This window comes from Sphingopyxis granuli (genome assembly GCF_001559015.1).
Classification (GTDB): Bacteria; Pseudomonadota; Alphaproteobacteria; order Sphingomonadales; family Sphingomonadaceae; genus Sphingopyxis; species Sphingopyxis granuli.
This window is the reverse complement of record NZ_CP012199.1, coordinates 4610605-4626177: the sequence shown is the minus strand read 5'-3', so window position 1 is coordinate 4626177 and position 15573 is coordinate 4610605. Positions and strand designations below refer to the sequence as shown.

At 61.4% G+C, this 15573-nt stretch carries 14 protein-coding genes; all 14 read right to left on the bottom strand.

What is annotated here, in order from left to right; translation table 11 throughout:
- Nucleotides 1-529: 529 nt before the first annotated feature.
- Nucleotides 530-937 (bottom strand): hypothetical protein, encoded by a 408-nt coding sequence (locus tag SGRAN_RS21125; protein ID WP_237233608.1) that lies wholly within the window; start codon nt 935-937, stop codon nt 530-532.
- A 192-nt stretch (nt 938-1129) separates the two neighbouring features.
- A complete protein-coding gene (locus SGRAN_RS21120) occupies nt 1130-1612 on the bottom strand; it encodes an SRPBCC domain-containing protein (protein WP_172709687.1) in 483 nt (160 codons plus the stop codon).
- Between the two features lie 45 nt (nt 1613-1657).
- Nucleotides 1658-1933, bottom strand: coding sequence for a TFIIB-type zinc ribbon-containing protein (locus tag SGRAN_RS21975; protein WP_082737393.1), 276 nt, complete (start codon nt 1931-1933; stop codon nt 1658-1660).
- Between the two features lie 61 nt (nt 1934-1994).
- Nucleotides 1995-2933: a cation diffusion facilitator family transporter gene (locus SGRAN_RS21110; RefSeq protein ID WP_067186652.1), complete on the bottom strand. Its 939-nt coding sequence runs from the start codon at nt 2931-2933 to the stop codon at nt 1995-1997.
- The gene (locus tag SGRAN_RS21105) at nt 2918-3469 is read right to left on the bottom strand and encodes a hypothetical protein (RefSeq protein ID WP_067186650.1); all 552 of its coding nucleotides are present in this window, start codon (nt 3467-3469) and stop codon (nt 2918-2920) included. Before SGRAN_RS21105 ends, SGRAN_RS21110 begins: the two co-directional genes overlap by 16 nt.
- Before the next feature lie 98 nt (nt 3470-3567).
- Nucleotides 3568-5079 (bottom strand): TolC family outer membrane protein, encoded by a 1512-nt coding sequence (locus SGRAN_RS21100; RefSeq protein ID WP_067186649.1) that lies wholly within the window; start codon nt 5077-5079, stop codon nt 3568-3570.
- Complete coding sequence (locus SGRAN_RS21095; RefSeq protein ID WP_067186647.1) at nt 5076-7565, bottom strand: heavy metal translocating P-type ATPase; 2490 nt, start codon at nt 7563-7565, stop codon at nt 5076-5078. The genes SGRAN_RS21100 and SGRAN_RS21095 overlap by 4 nt, the downstream gene beginning before the upstream one ends.
- A 205-nt stretch (nt 7566-7770) precedes the next feature.
- The gene (locus SGRAN_RS21090; RefSeq protein WP_067186645.1) at nt 7771-8241 is read right to left on the bottom strand and encodes an SRPBCC family protein; all 471 of its coding nucleotides are present in this window, start codon (nt 8239-8241) and stop codon (nt 7771-7773) included.
- 129 nt (nt 8242-8370) lie between these two features.
- Nucleotides 8371-8715 (bottom strand): DUF190 domain-containing protein, encoded by a 345-nt coding sequence (locus SGRAN_RS21085; protein WP_067187242.1) that lies wholly within the window; start codon nt 8713-8715, stop codon nt 8371-8373.
- 11 nt (nt 8716-8726) lie between these two features.
- Entirely contained in the window at nt 8727-11972 is a 3246-nt protein-coding gene (locus tag SGRAN_RS21080) for an efflux RND transporter permease subunit (protein WP_067186643.1), read from the bottom strand.
- 3 nt (nt 11973-11975) lie between these two features.
- The gene (locus SGRAN_RS21075) at nt 11976-13136 is read right to left on the bottom strand and encodes an efflux RND transporter periplasmic adaptor subunit (RefSeq protein WP_067186642.1); all 1161 of its coding nucleotides are present in this window, start codon (nt 13134-13136) and stop codon (nt 11976-11978) included.
- A gap of 205 nt (nt 13137-13341) precedes the next feature.
- Nucleotides 13342-14649: a TolC family protein gene (locus SGRAN_RS21070; RefSeq protein WP_067186640.1), complete on the bottom strand. Its 1308-nt coding sequence runs from the start codon at nt 14647-14649 to the stop codon at nt 13342-13344.
- 62 nt (nt 14650-14711) lie between these two features.
- On the bottom strand, nt 14712-15047 hold the full coding sequence (locus SGRAN_RS22440; RefSeq protein ID WP_148650943.1) for an amidohydrolase: 336 nt from the start codon (nt 15045-15047) through the stop codon (nt 14712-14714).
- A 135-nt stretch (nt 15048-15182) separates the two neighbouring features.
- Complete coding sequence (locus SGRAN_RS21065) at nt 15183-15551, bottom strand: hypothetical protein (protein WP_067186638.1); 369 nt, start codon at nt 15549-15551, stop codon at nt 15183-15185.
- Nucleotides 15552-15573: the final 22 nt, after the last annotated feature.

The window sequence follows — 15573 nt, the reverse complement described above, 5'->3', positions numbered from 1 at the left end:
GCTATCGTTCATCCGGGAGGCATACGGTGGCTGGGTAACCCGGGGCGGCCGCGCGAGCTTAGTCGAGATGAGGTGTCCTAGCGCGATCCCGCTCGGCTCGATACTCAATCCTGACGCTTTTGATCGCAAGCGGGTCGGATGTTGGTAACACCGTACTGAAGGGCGCGGATCTGCTCCCTCGAGACGATAGGCTACCCCATCTGGTGTCGACAGTGATTGGTGGTCGTCGATCGTCGAATAGGCCGACGATATGCAGATGGCCCCATATCGCCCCTTTGGCCAGAGCCGGCCGGCGAACGGTGCCCATCACAAGGACGCCCTTCTTAGCCTGGTAGGTTCGGACGCCATAGATCGCCAGGCGCTTGCTCGGGTTGGTGATAACCGTAGTCTGGAGGGGGGGACCAGAAATGCAGCCCGTCAATAGGGCGAGGAATGTGATGATAAGCGCAGGTCTGAAGGGCCTTGTCATCACGTTCTCTCCCTCAAATTCCGTTCTTTCGTCGTCTCGACATCGCTGTCGCCTATGACCTCAAGATCGCTTGCACATGCGCGACGGCTTCTTCGGCTCATCAATTTCGATGTCCTTGCCATTGAGCGCCAGATTCATGCCGTCGCCGACATAGGTGAGTCCTTGCGAGGGCGCCGTCAGTCGAAGCGACGGGCCGGAAGGCCGCTGCTTCACATTGATCGAGGTGCCGTCCGCCAAGAAGTCGACATAGAGGACGTTCCCGCCGGTGCATCTATAGGTGTGGCTCGCCACGATGGCGGGGGGCATTTGAATGGGGAGAGTCGTGTTCGCGGACATATTGGATGTGTCGGCTTGATCGGATTCAGAGCATCCGGCCAGCAGACCAGCAAGGGGGACCGTCAACAATACGAGGCATCGTGACAGCGCGATTCGACGGGCCCAGCCATCACCCTTCGACATAGAAGTCATGCTTGTTCCTTCATGCATTCTGGGCCCCGAAGGATGCGCCAATGCCGGGTTTGACCAGACTTGCGTAGGTTTCGCCGTGGGCGCGGGGGGCGCGCCCACGGCGTGGTCCGGACCGCAAGGGAAGATGGCCTCATCTGGCGGAGGCCATTCTTCCGCAAAATTGCTTGCAGAGGGACCAAACTTGTCGGGCCGTCAGGCATTTGGTCGAAATCCCTTCCTGACGCGCTTCTTGGCCGAAGCAGGCGGCCGAGTGGGCCCCAGATACCGCTCGAACAGCGGGTCGATGATCTCGAGCATTTCGCTGAAGTTCCGCTTCATCTTCTTGAGTTTGAGCGCAGAAAGAAGGCCGGTGCAGCGAAAGCTGTGAACCAGGCGCGACCCAACAGGAACGGGCTCGACGGCATAGCTCTCCTCGAAAGAGAGCAGCCCCCCAAATCCGAACCGAAAGGTCATACGTCTTTGAGGCTCAAGCGTGATGATGCGTACATCGATGGTAAAGAAGCGCGGTTTGTTCGATTTCATCCTGAACGAATATTGGACCAGCGCACCTGCCTCGGGTCGGCCTGCAATGCGGATGAACGGATTCCACCATTCATAGTCCTCAAAGCGGGTCAGCGCCGCCCACACTTTGGGCGGTGAGAAATGCAGGATTGTTTCATTTTCTTCTGCAAACACGCTTCTCTCCTGGCCCATCGTTTCCGCGGCGGCTCCGTTTCATGATCAGTCGAACAGGTCCGAAAGAAATCCACGCCTGCGTTTGCGCTCGTGATGGCCGGAGCGATGGCGTTCATCGTATTCACGCTCCGGGGCACGCGGCTGCGGAGGCGCTGCGGTTTCAGAGCGCTCGATGATCTTGTCGAGTTCTCCGCGATCGAGCCACACGCCCCGGCATTGCGGGCAGAAATCGATCTCAACGCCCTGTCGCTCCGAGATCGACAGCGTGACTTTGCAGACGGGGCAGAGCATGCCTTGGCTGGCTTCCGCAGATAAACTCATGATTATCTCCTCTCGGTTGGCTGAGGTTCAAATCTTCCGAACCTCAAATAAGCATTGCTCGTCAGGTGTGAGCGGAGCCTATCTCCGCACACGGCTTGCTCTCGGTTTGGATGGTGGCGTGTTCGATCTGGAAGGACTGCGCCAGCATCTGTGCGACACGACCCCGTATCGATTCCGCTAGCGAAAAGTCCTTCACGACAATGTGGACCGAGCAGCTGATATAGTCGCTCGTGATCGACCAGACATGGAGATCGTGGGCGCTCTGCACTCCCGGAACGCCGGCGATGGCTTGACGAATGGCATCCAGGGACAGTCCGCGCGGTACGCCTTCCAGGAGGATGTTCGCCGTGTCGCGCAGTAGAATCCATGTCCGAGGCAGCACCCACAAGCCGATTCCGACAGCGACCACCGGATCGATCCAGGTGAGGCCGGTGAAACGAATGGCAACGGCGCCGCCGATGACACCGATCGAACCCAGCATGTCTGCCCAGACTTCAAGATAGGCGCCTTTGAGGTTGAGGCTCCGTTCTTTCCCCGACCGGAGCAGGCGCATGGAAATCAGATTGATGATCAGTCCGGCCACGGCGACGATCAGCATGCCCGTCGATTGAACCGGCTCGGGATCGCGGAAGCGGTTGATGGCTTCGATGAGGACGTAGATCGCCACGGCGAACAGCATGAGGGCGTTGAACGCGGCGGCGAGGATCTCGAATCGCCTGTAGCCAAAGGTGCGTCGGTCGTCCGCCGCTCGCGCTCCGATCCGGATAGCCATCAGGGCAATGGTTAGCGCAGCGACATCGGTCAGCATATGCGCGGCATCGGAGAGGAGGGCGAGGCTGTTGAAGGCGAACGAGCCAATCACTTCCGCGATCAGGAATGTGCCCGTCAGGATAAGTGCAAGCAGCAGCATCCTGCTGTTCGCATTCTTGACATGCTCATGCGCCAGTCGTGCCGCGCCATTGGACCCGGCGACAACGGGAACATCTACGTTTTCGGACACGGATCGTCTCCTTTTCGCAGATCGTTGGCGCACATTTTCATTTGGCTCGCCGAACCGAAACGGGCCCGTTGCATGTGAACATTGCGGCGGCCTTGTCGCTCGACGGGCGCCTGCAACGACGTCATGAACTCATCGAGCATGGTGTTGGCATGCAGCATCATCGGCCTGATCCGACGCGTCAGTATCCGGCCTATCAACTTGACGCCGAGGCCTTCGCCAGTGAGATCATGGCGAAGCCATTGTCGATCCGGCGTTCGCTCAATGCTCAGGGTCTCGGTAAATCGGAAATGGTTCCGTGTTCCAAATTCTATGGTGACGGTCATGCCTGGGTCGTCGATCACCAGGGTTCCGTTGAACATCGTGCGTACTGCGGAGCGTGGATTATTCGAGAAATAATATCGGATGGCATTTGGGTCGGACGTGAGACGTCTGGCGATGACATAAGGATTCCAGCGCTCGACCCATTCCACGCGGCGAAGAATGATCCAGAGATGGAGGGCGCTGCAAGCGATCCACGTTCTGGTGTAGACTTCCATATCCTTGCTCCCGCTCCAGGCTGGCACGGAGCGCTGGTCAGGCCTTGCCGTTTTCTCCCGCGCTTCGGAGAGTGTTCTGACGGATGAGGAAGCCTGCTTCATGGGTTGCTGGCCCCTCTGTCCGTTGAGCGTGCTTCGTCCACTGCTGGGTAGGTGGCAGATGATCGCGCGTTGTCGTCGAGATGTTGTTCGGCCGGCGCTGGCACAAACTCTATTCTACCGCCGGGAGCGGGGTCGGAATCGATCCTGGGAGGCACCGGCCCTGGGGTCGACTTGCGGCTGAAGCCCGGCTCGAACAGCGTGCCGCCGAAAAGATCGATATCGCGCGCCTCGGCCCGGCCCATGGCCGCGAGCAGCGTGAAACCCGCGACATAGGCGTCGCGCTCGGCGGTCACGAGCTGTACGCGGCTGTTGAGAAGCTCCTGCTCGGCATTGAGCACATCGAGGACGTTGCGCGTGCCGACGCTATTTTCGGCACGGACGCCTTCAAGAGCTAGCTCATTGGCCGTGATTGCGGCTTTGGACGACCGGATCACGGCCTGCGTCGCTTGATAGCGCGAATAGGCGGCCCGGGCTTCCGCGACGACACGGCGTTCGACGAATATGGTTTGCTCGAGCGCCTGGCTCTCAAGGGCAGTTGCGCGTCGAACTTCGGCTGCTGGCAGGCCGCCCTGGTAGAGTGGGATCGTTGCCGAAAGTCCAATGGTTGCCGTGGTCTGCGCTTGCTGGAATACGCGTCCGGGAAGGCTGCTAGTGAGCGAACCCAGATAGTTGTTGTAACCACTGCTTGCCACGGCCGAGAGCCTGGGAAGGCGGGACGCCGCAGCGACGCGGACGTCGTAGCGCGCGGCCTTCGCATCGGCGCTGGCCGCGAGAAGCTGAGGATTGCTCTCGATAGCGATCGCAACCGCTTCGGCGGGTGTCCTGGGCAATCCTGGCAATGCCGGTGGCTGCTCGAGATTGCGCGCGGGCAGACCGACGAAGCGAAGATAATTCTCCAGGCTGGTATCGAGCTGCGCCAGCGCCGTCTCCAACTGCCCTTGCGCTACAGCGAGACGCGCTTCGGATTGAGCGACATCGGTGCGGGTCAGGTCACCCACCTCGAACCGGTCGCGGGAAGCCTGGAGGTTCGTCTCGAGGACGGCGACATTGCGGTGGTTGAGCTCGACGATCGCAGCATCCCGCATGACGTCCATGTAGACCGAGACGATTGCCGTGAAGACATCGGCTTCCGTGAAGCGCAAGTTCGCGCGCCCGGATTCGACGCGTGCATCGGCGGCGCGAATGGAGTTTTTGACGCGGCCGCCTTGATAGAGGGGAAATGACAGGTTGGCGTTCGCATTCGCGGCGCGCAAGGGGGCGGAAAAACTATTGGCGGATCGTAGGACAAATTCCTGATAGTCGGCGGTGGCGCTCAGTGTCGGACGCCCGGCCGCCTTGGCGATGGGCACGCCTTCATCGGTGGCGCGCAGGCCGGCCCTGGCTGCAGTCAGGCTCGGGTTGGTGCGATAGGCATAGATGAGCGCTTGCCGCAGGGTTTCGCCATAAGCAGGGCCGGCGGCGACCAGGGGAAATGCGACGAAACTCCATTTCAAGAAGCCCTTGCTCATCGCCCATCTCCATTGTCACGATAGGCCAGCAACCGGAGTGCGTTGAACACGACAAGCAGGGTCGAGCCTTCATGCGCCATGACCGCCGGGCCTATGCCCAGACCCATGATCGTCGCCGGCACCAGCAGCGCGACCACGCCCAGGCTGACGACCAGATTTTGCCGAATGATCCAGCGCGTGCTACGGCTAAGGCCGACGGCGAACGGCAGGTGTGCGAGATCGTCGGCCATCAACGCAACATCGGCGGTCTCCAGCGCGACATCCGAGCCTGCCGCGCCCATGGCGATGCCGACCGTCGAATTGGCCATGGCCGGCGCGTCGTTGACGCCGTCGCCGACCATTGCGACGGGGGTTTCGGCGCGAAGTTTCTTGATCGCTGCGACCTTGTCTTCGGGCATCAGGTCGCCCCAAGCTTCGTCGATGCCCACATCGGCCGCGACCGCGGTTGCGACCCGCTGATTGTCCCCCGAGATCATGATCATGCGCCGAATCCCGAGCGCCTTGAGCCGCGTAATCGCTTCCCTTGCCGCGGCGCGCGGCGTGTCCATAAGGCCGATCGCGCCGAGATCGCGGTCGCCACTGCGCACTGCCATGGTCGTGCGCCCCTGCTCGCGCAGGCGCTCGATTGTCTGCGCTGTCTCTTCTGAGAGCGGGGCGAGGCCATCCCGGCCGAACATCTCGGCCTTGCCGATCAGCACCGTCTCGCCGTTGACACGGGCCTGTACGCCGCTCCCTGTGAAGCTGGTGAGATCTGCTGCAGTTGGAACCGGTCGATTATCGAAGAATCGTACACCATCCCGCGCAATGGCTTCAGCCAGTGGGTGATCGCTGAGTCTTTCGACGGCCACCGCAATCGTCATGAGTTCGGCGACATCGACGCCGATCGTCGGTAAGACGTCGGTTATGCGCGGCCGCCCTTCTGTGAGCGTGCCGGTCTTATCGAACGCCAGAGCATCCAGCGAGCCGAGCATCTCGAGCGGCCCGCCGCCCTTGATCAATACGCCCCCGCGTGCCGCGCGTGCAACACCTGACAAAACGGCGCTCGGCGTTGCAATGGCGAGCGCGCAAGGGCTGGCCGCAACGAGCACGGCCATTGCGCGATAGAAGCTGTCACGGAAGGGCTCATCGATAACAACCCAGGCGAACAACAGCACGGCCACCAACGCGAGCACTGCGGGCACGAACAACCGTTCGAAGCGGTCGGTGAAACGCTGGGTGGGTGACTTCTGGGTCTCGGCCTCGCTCACCATCTTGACGACCTTGGCGAGTGTAGTGTCAGCGGCGAGACGCGTCACGGCGATTTCGATCGCGCCCGGGCCGTTGATGGTGCCCGCGAAGACGCGGTGCCGAGCCGGCACCTTGTCCGGCTGGGCTGCGGCATGCGCGCGCTCCGGCACCGGCTCTTTGTCAACGGGCACGCTTTCGCCGGTCACGGGCGCCTCATTGACGCTTGACCGTCCGGCCACCACGAACCCATCGGCGGCCAACCGTTCATTGGGTTTTACGACCACAGTATCGCCGATGACGAGTTCCTCGACAGGAATCTCGTTCAGTTCACCATCGCCGCGCCGCGCCATGGCCGTGCGTGGGGCCAGTTCGGCCAAAGCTTCGATCGCGCGCTTGGCCTTGCCCATGGCAAAATGTTCAAGCGCGTGCCCCAGGCTGAACAGGAACAAGAGGAGCGCGCCTTCGGCCCAAGCGCCCAACGCGCCAGCGCCGGCCGCCGCGACGAGCATCAACGTGTCGATCTCGAAGCGTTTAAGGCGCAGATTCTCGGTTGCCTCGCGCAACGTGAACCAGCCGCCGAACAGATAAGCAACGAGATAGCAGGCGAGCGGAATCCACGAAGGGGGCGCGGTAAATTTTTCGATCGCAAATCCGGTTGCGAGCGCTCCGCCGCAAATCAACGAAAAAATCAATTCTGTATTGGGTCCAAAGAGGCCGCCATTGGCATGCTCATGCTTCCCTGCCCCATGATCGTGCTCGGCATGATCGTGTCTATGAGGCTTTCCGGCCAAGGCTTCGGGCATGCCCGGTGCTGGCCGGTGTTGCACGCCTACGTCCGCCAAGGCCTTACTGATATCCGCTTCGGTTGTTTCGGATCTGCTGAATTCAACGCGAACAGTCCCGGCGGCGCTGGCCTCGGCTTCGATAATTCCCGGCAATTGTCGAAGCCGGTCGGCGACCGTGCGTGCCTTGCGGGTGTGGGTCAGCCCTTCAACTGTCCAATGGATATGCTGATATTTTTCGGTGAGCGCCGTGCCGGTGCCTCTGGCGATTTCGCGCACGCGCTCGAGAGATAGGCTATCCGGGTCATAATGGATGCACAGTTGTGCGGGCCTGTCGCCTCGGGCGGCGACGACGTGCGCGTCCTGAACGCCCTTCCGCCCTCGCAACTCAGTGGTAAGTCGGTCTACGCAGCGATCAGCCTCATCGTGGACCTCCGGAAGGAGGAGCGGAATGTCGAGGCGCACCTGGTCTTTCATCGCCGCTCCCCTCTTCCTGTCGGCGCGCCCATGGGAAACTCATGCGCTGGAGCGATATCCGCTCGTTGATGGTGAGGTGCGGGCGCGTCGAACGCCCGCACCTCATGACGCCAGTACTGGCGGAATCGACAGAACGTTTTTCCGTGTGAGCGGAACAGGGCCCGTGTCTGGAAGGCGGTCGATTTTCGGCAGGATAGCGCACCGCCTAATGATGGCGGGGGTTTCGGTGCGAATAGCGCGATATTACTGTGCCCCGCCGAAGATGGCGCTCCAACGAGCCATCGGTCCCGGCAAGCCGTCGACGCATGAACGGCTTCATGAGAAGAAATCCGAACCATGAACCGATTCCCGAACAGGACAGCTGCTGCGTGAGCCGGGTGCCTTGCGGCGCCTTCTCCAGATGAAATCCTTCCTCGATCTCGAACAGCCCTCTGATGCCGACGCGCCAGGCGAATTCGGATGGTCGTTTGAGGCGAATGATGGAACCCTCGACCGAAATGATGGGATCCGCCCAACCTGGGCGCCAATAGGTATAGATAAGCTTCTTCGGATCGTTCGGGTCGCTCTCGAGACCTATGTCTGGATGCCAGTCGCGATAGCGATCCACATCGACAACCAGCCGCCAGACCCGCGCCAGAGGCGCGGGCAATAGGATGGAGTTCTCTACCGTAAACATATCTGGTCATTAGATGAGCGCCTAAGGCTGCCGGCGCCTCGTGGACGGACACACCAAGCTCTCGGGCGGAGTATCGCCTGTCATGCGTGGAGCTCGCAGCGGGCTTTTTGAGCCGATTTCGGACGCTCGTCATACGCTCTTGCCCGGAAGGGCCTGCTCGGTCTTTCCGGCAAGAATTTCTACGGCTTCCAGAGTGACAAGTCCGACGTCAGGGATGTCATCGAGCGATGTGACGAAGCTCCTCAACTTGGCTTCGTCGTCGACAATCTCGATAACGAGAGCACGGCCATTCTCGAAAATGCGGCGTTGGTGGATGTGTGCCGACCTGCCGAACCCCAACCGGGCTTCAAGAACCGTGATGCCCGCCAGGCCCGTGTCCCGCGCGCGAGAAGCAATGACCTCAAATACCCTGCGATCGCCAAGATAGGCATCCTCGTCCGTGTAGATCCGCAACAGCTTTGTCGCTTTGGTCATGATCTTCTCCTTCATCCTGCTTCGGGCGCGGTTGGCTCGGTGCTGTCATCGCGTTTGCGGCTCCGTTTTTCACTTGCGCCGAGGACAACCTTGGCGATGGCAGGCAGCACGAGCAGTGTGAGAATGGTGGCGGCGATGAGGCCGCCGATCACGACAGTTGCGAGCGGCTTCTGAACTTCGGCGCCTGTGCCGTGCGCCAGCGCCATCGGTACGAAGCCGATCGCGGGCACGAAACCGGTCATCACCACGGCGCGCATCTTCTCGGCCATGCCCTCGCGGATGGCTTCGGCCAGCGGCAGGCCATTTTCCATCCGCTCGCGGATGGCGCTCATCACCACGAGGCCGTTTAGAACCGCAACACCGGCGAGGCAGATGAAGCCGACTGCTGCCGAGACGGAGAAGTTAATGCCGGTCATGGCAAGCGTGAATACGCCGCCCGCAAGTCCGAGAGGCACCGCCAGGAAGACGGCGGTGGCCCGTCCGAACCCACCCAACGCCATATAGAGAAGCACGAAGATGCCCGCGAAGCACAGAGGCACAACGATCGACAATCGTTTCGACGCAGCCTGCAAGCTCTCGAACTGACCGCCCCATTCCAGATAATAGCCGGCCGGCAGCTTTACCTGCGCGATCTTGGCCTGCGCCTCCTGCACAAAGGATCCGGCATCGCGGCCTTCCAGATTGACCTGGACCACGACACGGCGCTTGCCATTCTCGCGCGAGACCTGGTTCAGCCCTTCGGTGAGGCGGATCTGCGCTACCTGGGCGAGAGGCACCTGTCGTCGCGTTCCACCCCCGTCCTGGGGCAGTAGGACGGGCAACGAGCGGATGTCATCGAGATTGACCCGCGTCGCCTCGGGCACGCGAACTGTGACATCGAAGCGCCGGTCACCTTCGTAAATCAGCCCCGATTCACGACCGCCGAGCGCCGCCGCGACAGTATCGGCGACCTCCTGCACGGTCAGGCCGTAGCGCGCGATTAGTGCCCGATCGAGCTTGACGTCGAGTGTTGGGGCACCACCGACCTGATCAGCCTTGACGCTCCCGGCCCCTGGTATCGACTGGAGTACGCGCACCATCTCGTTGGCTGCCTGCGACATCTTGTCGAGATCGTCGCCGTAGAGCTTGATGGCCACATCGCCTCGGACGCCAGCGATCAGTTCGTTGAAGCGCAGTTCGATGGGTTGGCTGACCTCATAGAGCTGTCCGAGCTGCCCACCCGCAACTTTTTCGATCTTTTCGATCACGTCGGCCTTGCTTTCCACGCCTGCCGGCCATTGGTCCTGTGGTTTCAGGATAACGAAGCCGTCGGAAATGTTCGGTGGCATCGGGTCGGTGGCAACTTCGGCGGTACCCGTCTTGGAGAACATCAGCTCCACTTCGGGGAGTTTCTTGACTGCCTCCTCGACCTTACGCTGCATTACCAGAGACTGTTCCAGACTGACGGACGGTACGCGGGTCGAGGCGAGCGCCAGGTTCTTCTCATCGAGCTGTGGAATGAACTCCGAGCCAAGCAGTCCGAATACCGGAACTGCCGCCAGGAAAAAGGCGAGGCCTCCGAGGATGAACGGCCACGGCCGAGCGATGGCCTTATCGAGCAGCGGCAGGTAGCGATCCTTGCTCTTGCGGATGAGCCACACTTCCTTCTCCGCCACACGGCCACGGATCAGAAGGGCGACAAGCGCCGGAACCAGAGTGATCGCGAGGATGAAGGCCGCGACGAGCGCCAACATGATGGTGATTGCCATCGGCGAGAAGGTCTTGCCTTCGACGCCGGTGAACATGAGCAGCGGCGCGAAGGCGAGGAGGATGATTGCCTGGCCGAACACAGTGGGTTTGATCATCTCCTGCGCGGCATGCATCGTCACTTCGAGTCTTTCTCGGAGCGTTAGCAGCCGCCCTTCATGCTCCTGGCGATATGCCAGACGCGCTAGACAATTCTCGATGATGATCACGGCGCCATCGACGATCAGACCGAAATCCAGCGCACCAAGGCTCATCAAGTTGCCGGGGACGCGGAATGCGTTCATCCCCATCGCCATCATCAGGAACGAGAAGGGAATGACGAGCACGGCGATAATGGCCGCCCGCCAGTTGCCGAGCAGCAGGAACAGTGATGCCGCGACCAGCAAAGCGCCCTCGGTCAGGTTCCGTTCGACCGTGCCCACAGTCGCATTGACGAGACTGGCGCGGTCAAGAACGGTCTTCACTTCAACACCGGGTGGCAAGGTCTTCGAAACCTGATCGAGCTTGGCCGAAACGTCTTGTGCCACAGTTCGACTGTTTTCGCCGATCAGCATGAGGACGGTACCGATCACGGCTTCTTCGCCGTTCATGCTGCCCGCACCGGTGCGCAGGTCACCCCCGATCCTGACGTTGGCGATTTGGCCGACAGTCACGGGCACGCCGCCACGCGTCGCTGTAACCGCGTTCCTGATCTCCTCGACGGTGCGCACCCGCGCATCGACACGGACGAGATAGGCTTCCCCCGACCGATTATAGTAATTGGCACCGACGGCGAGATTGGCCTTTTCGAGCGCCTCGCCGAGTTCGCTGTATGAAATGCCGAAGCTGGCGAGTTTGGTCGGATCGGGCTCGACAACAAAGGTTTTCGCATAGCCGCCGATGGAATCGACGCCTGCCACGCCTGGGACGGCCTTGAGCTGTGGACTGACGATCCAGTCCTGGACGGTGCGCAGATAGCCCGCTTTCTGGACCTCATCGACCATCCGGTCACCCTCGGGCGTGAGGTAACTGCCATCGGGCTGCCAGCCCGGCTGGCCCGCCATCTTCTTCGCGCCTTTGCCGTCGGGATTGGTATACCCCACCGTATACATGACGACTTCGCCGAGGCCGGTCGTCACCGGTCCGATCTGCGGTTGGACGCCATCGGGCAGGTTTTCAGTGGCCTGCCGAAGCCGCTCACCAACCTGCTGCCGCGCGAAATAGAGGTCGGTCGAATCCTTGAAGATCGCCGTCACCTGGCTGAAGCCGTTGCGCGAGATCGAGCGTGTCGTTTCGAGACCCGGAATGCCGGCGAGTGAGATTTCCACCGGGTAGGTGACGAGCTTCTCGATCTCGACCGGTGAGAGGCGCGGGTCGATCGTATTGATCTGCACCTGCTTGTTGGTGATGTCGGGTACTGCGTCGATCGGCAGCTTGGTGAGCTGCCAGATGCCAAGGCCGGCGACGACGAGGAAGAAGAAGAGGACGGCCCAGCGTTGGCGGACGGCAAATGCGATCAAACTTGCGATCACGGCTTATTCCTCCTCGCCCGCGCCCTTGCCGAGTTCGGCTTTGAGCAGGAATGCATTCTTGGTTGCGATCATGTCGCCCGGCTTCAGGCCTGAACTAATCTCGACTCGACCGGCGCTACGCTGGCCGATCGTGACGTTTCTTGCTCGGAAACCCTGCTTGGTCCGCACCAAGACAATGTCCCTTCCTTCCAGGGTTTGCAGTGCTTCATCGGGTATGACGATCGCATTGGAAGCCTCCCCCCGGCTCGGCAACAGGCGGACGCGCACCGCGAGTCCCGGTTGCAGACTGCCCCGAACATCGAGGACTGCCGTGGCGGAACGCGTATCGCCGGCAAGGCCGGGCGTAATGGCGCGCACGCGCGCTTCGATCGTTCGGCCATCGGGCAACTCGACGACGGCCCGATCACCGGGAGCGAGTCGCTGGGCGTCGGTCGGCCCAACCGCGGCCTCGATCTGGACCTTCGATGGATCGGCAACGCGGAACAATTCGGTCTCGGGTTGTACGAATGCTCCAAGGGTGACGCTTTCTGCCGTCACTCGCCCGGAAATGGGGCTGGCGACGATCGCGCCGCCGCCGTCGCGCGTGATATTTGCGGCGCTGGCCGCGACCTGAGCGCGACGGGCCTCCGCCGTCGCAGCGACGGCTTCTGCTTGCGCCTGCTCGTAGTCCACACGAGCCGACACCTTTTGCTCATAAAGCTGGCGTTCTCGCGCGAGGTTCTTTTGCGCGAGTGCGGCCTTGGCGTTTGCCGCCGTACGTTCGGCGGCGATCTGCGCCGCGTCCCGGCTCTGCACCACTGCAAGCGTCTCTCCCGCCTTCACCGGGTCGCCGAGCCGTTTGAATACCTGCGTCACCGCACCGCCCGCGCGCGCGGTCACGATTGCCTCGCCCGCGGGCGCCGCTGTGACGGTGGCTTGCGCGAGGATTTCGGAACCAAGTCCGCCGGCCCGCACTGCTTCGACAGCGATTCCAGCCTTACCGATGGCCTCCTCGGTCATGGCAAGGTTATCGGCGTGAGCTACGGTGCCTTCCTCTGCATTTTCGGTCTTTTGAGCTTCGGGGGACGGTTCCGCTGTGTAGCGAGCGACGCTAAATCCACCGATTGCGGCGAGCAGCACGGCGCCAGCCACGCCGCCGAGGAGGCGTTTATCCTGTGTGATCATTCAACATCTCCGAATTTCATCTGGGCCGTCCGCGCGCATCGACGCGTCGCTGCAAACAGGGAAGGAAGGGCGTTCGACGATGGCGTGGCATGACCCGTTGCCAAGGTCGCGGTGCCCGGCGACCCATCTCCTCGGGGTTCGGCAAAGCCTATCGAACTGGTGGCCAGAGAAAGGACGCCAGTGCGTGCTGACAGGTGCCCATGCGTCATGGCGTGATATCCGCCTCGTTGGCAGTCGCAGCTTGGCGCGTCAGCGTTGCTTGGGCGTCCGCCCGGGCGCGACGTGCTGCAATGAGCTCGCCTTGCGTAGAGGCATAGGCCTGCTGCGCATCGAGAAGCTCGAGCAGCGATGACTTGCCAGCACGGTACGAGAGTTGCGCAAGCCGCAGTGCCTCTCGCGCCTGGTTGATACCACTGCCCTCAAGCGCAGCAACACGTGCCTCTGCCGCCTGCAGCGTTGCTCGGGCATTGGCGATCTCCGCTTGCGTATTGGCTAGAACGCTATTGCGTCGGGCCTCAGCCGATTGCATGCCTGACCTGGCAGCGGCGATATTCCCTTGGTTGCGGTCGAACACCGGCAGCGGGACGGAAAGGCTGGCGATCATGGCCCGGTCGCCCGTTTCCCGGAGTTGACGCATGCCCACGCCAATTGAAGGATCAAGGCGACCCTCTGCCCGCGCCTGGCCCAATTGCGCCTGGGCAATGAGGCGATTGATTTCGGCGAGCTTCACATCCAGCGTTTGCGAGGCATCGACAGGCGGTGGCGGCGGCAACATGTCGCTGCCGGCGAGTTCTGCGGGAGGAGCATCGACGCCGAAGAGCGCTGCGAGTGAGCGCCGGGCTGTCGTTTCGTCGGCTTCTGCGCTCCGCAACGTGGCCGTTGCTTCAGCCAACGCCGCCCCGGCTCGGAGGCCACGCAACGGCGGCTCCTTTCCGGTATCGACGAGTTCGCGTGCAATGCGCGAAAGCTCGCGCGCTCGTACCTCGTTTTCTTGAGCCAGGGTCAAATTATCGCGCGCAGCGATGCCGAGCGCGAACTGGATACGGACTTGTCGGGTGAGATCGGCGTGCGCGATGGCAAGACGATATTCTTCCGCCCTCAGTTCGGCTTCGGCGAGCGTCATTCGTGCGCGCCTGCGGCCAGCAAGATCGAGTCGCTGGTTGATCGAGACGGTGGTTTCGGTGCCGTTGAAACCAGAATAAGGTCCGGTTCCGGCGAAATTCTCGACCTCGACATTGAGCATTGGATTGAACCGAAAGCCTGCTTGGCGCAGTCGCCCGCGGGCCGCTTCGACATCGGCGCGGGCTGCGGCAAGAACCGGCGAACGGGCTTGGGCTTCCTCAAGCGCCTGCGCGAGAGTCAGGACCGTGGGAAGAGGTCCGGTGCGGACCGAAGGTGGAACAGATGGTGCTGGGGGGCCAGCCATGGGCCGGCTGTCCACCTGCGCGGCAGCGGGCGTGGCTGATATGGCCACGAGCGCTGCAGCCATGGCGGCCGCAAACATGGGGTGCATGAACGAAGAACTCCTGACAAACGAAGGGCGCGCCCGGGCTCAGCCAGGCGAAGCTTCAGTTGTCAGGCGATTGGAGGTCGGAATGTATTGGACTGCGCCGGTGGAGCAAGGCTTGCGCCGTTTCGTGCTGGCACAGCCTTGACCGCGATCACCAGTTCGGGTGTCGGCGAGGCGCCTACCGGAATCCCGATATGATGGCCGTGGCAACCATGGAAATTGACTGAGGCTTTGGCAGGATCGGACTGCTTATCGTTGCTCTTCTTCGAAAAGCCTGGAAAGCTATCGACCGACGCAACAGTACCGGTGCCAAAGCTCAACTCGGCGGCATGCGCCATTGGCATCGTCGCCACACCAAGGGCGAGGAACAGACTAACTATGATGTGAAGCCACCGGTTCATCTGCTATGTCGTCTAGCCTCTCTTGAGTTGGAAAGGAAGAGGATAATTCTGCATTTCACCAGGGTCACTTTGGCAGGCAGTTCCGATCCTTGCCAAGGTTATGTTATGTTATGCCATGACTCTAATATGCTAAACTCATCTATCGTGTTTGGTACCGTTGCTTTGCAAGAGCTCTTCACCCTTCGGCATTGACACCTTTCTTGAGTAACCAAACTCACCTTTAACGTGTTGGATGATTTGAAAGTTGCCGTTGATCCTGAGCGTCGCCACGATGCTCGCGACGATTATAAGCTGGGCCCAGGCAGTACCGGTGTGGACCTGGGTATGTGGCTGCACCCCCGAGGCAGAGATGCGGAAGCATTCGACCGCCCAGTCGAGATAATCCTGCCAGTGCCGAATGCACCTGCAGCCGCTGGCACGTCGACGATATGGCCGAATGCGATTGCACGAGGTGATCCAGACCGAACACATATCGGCTTGCCCGATCGGCAAGCGGTACAGCATCAGCACGACCGCTCCATCTCGA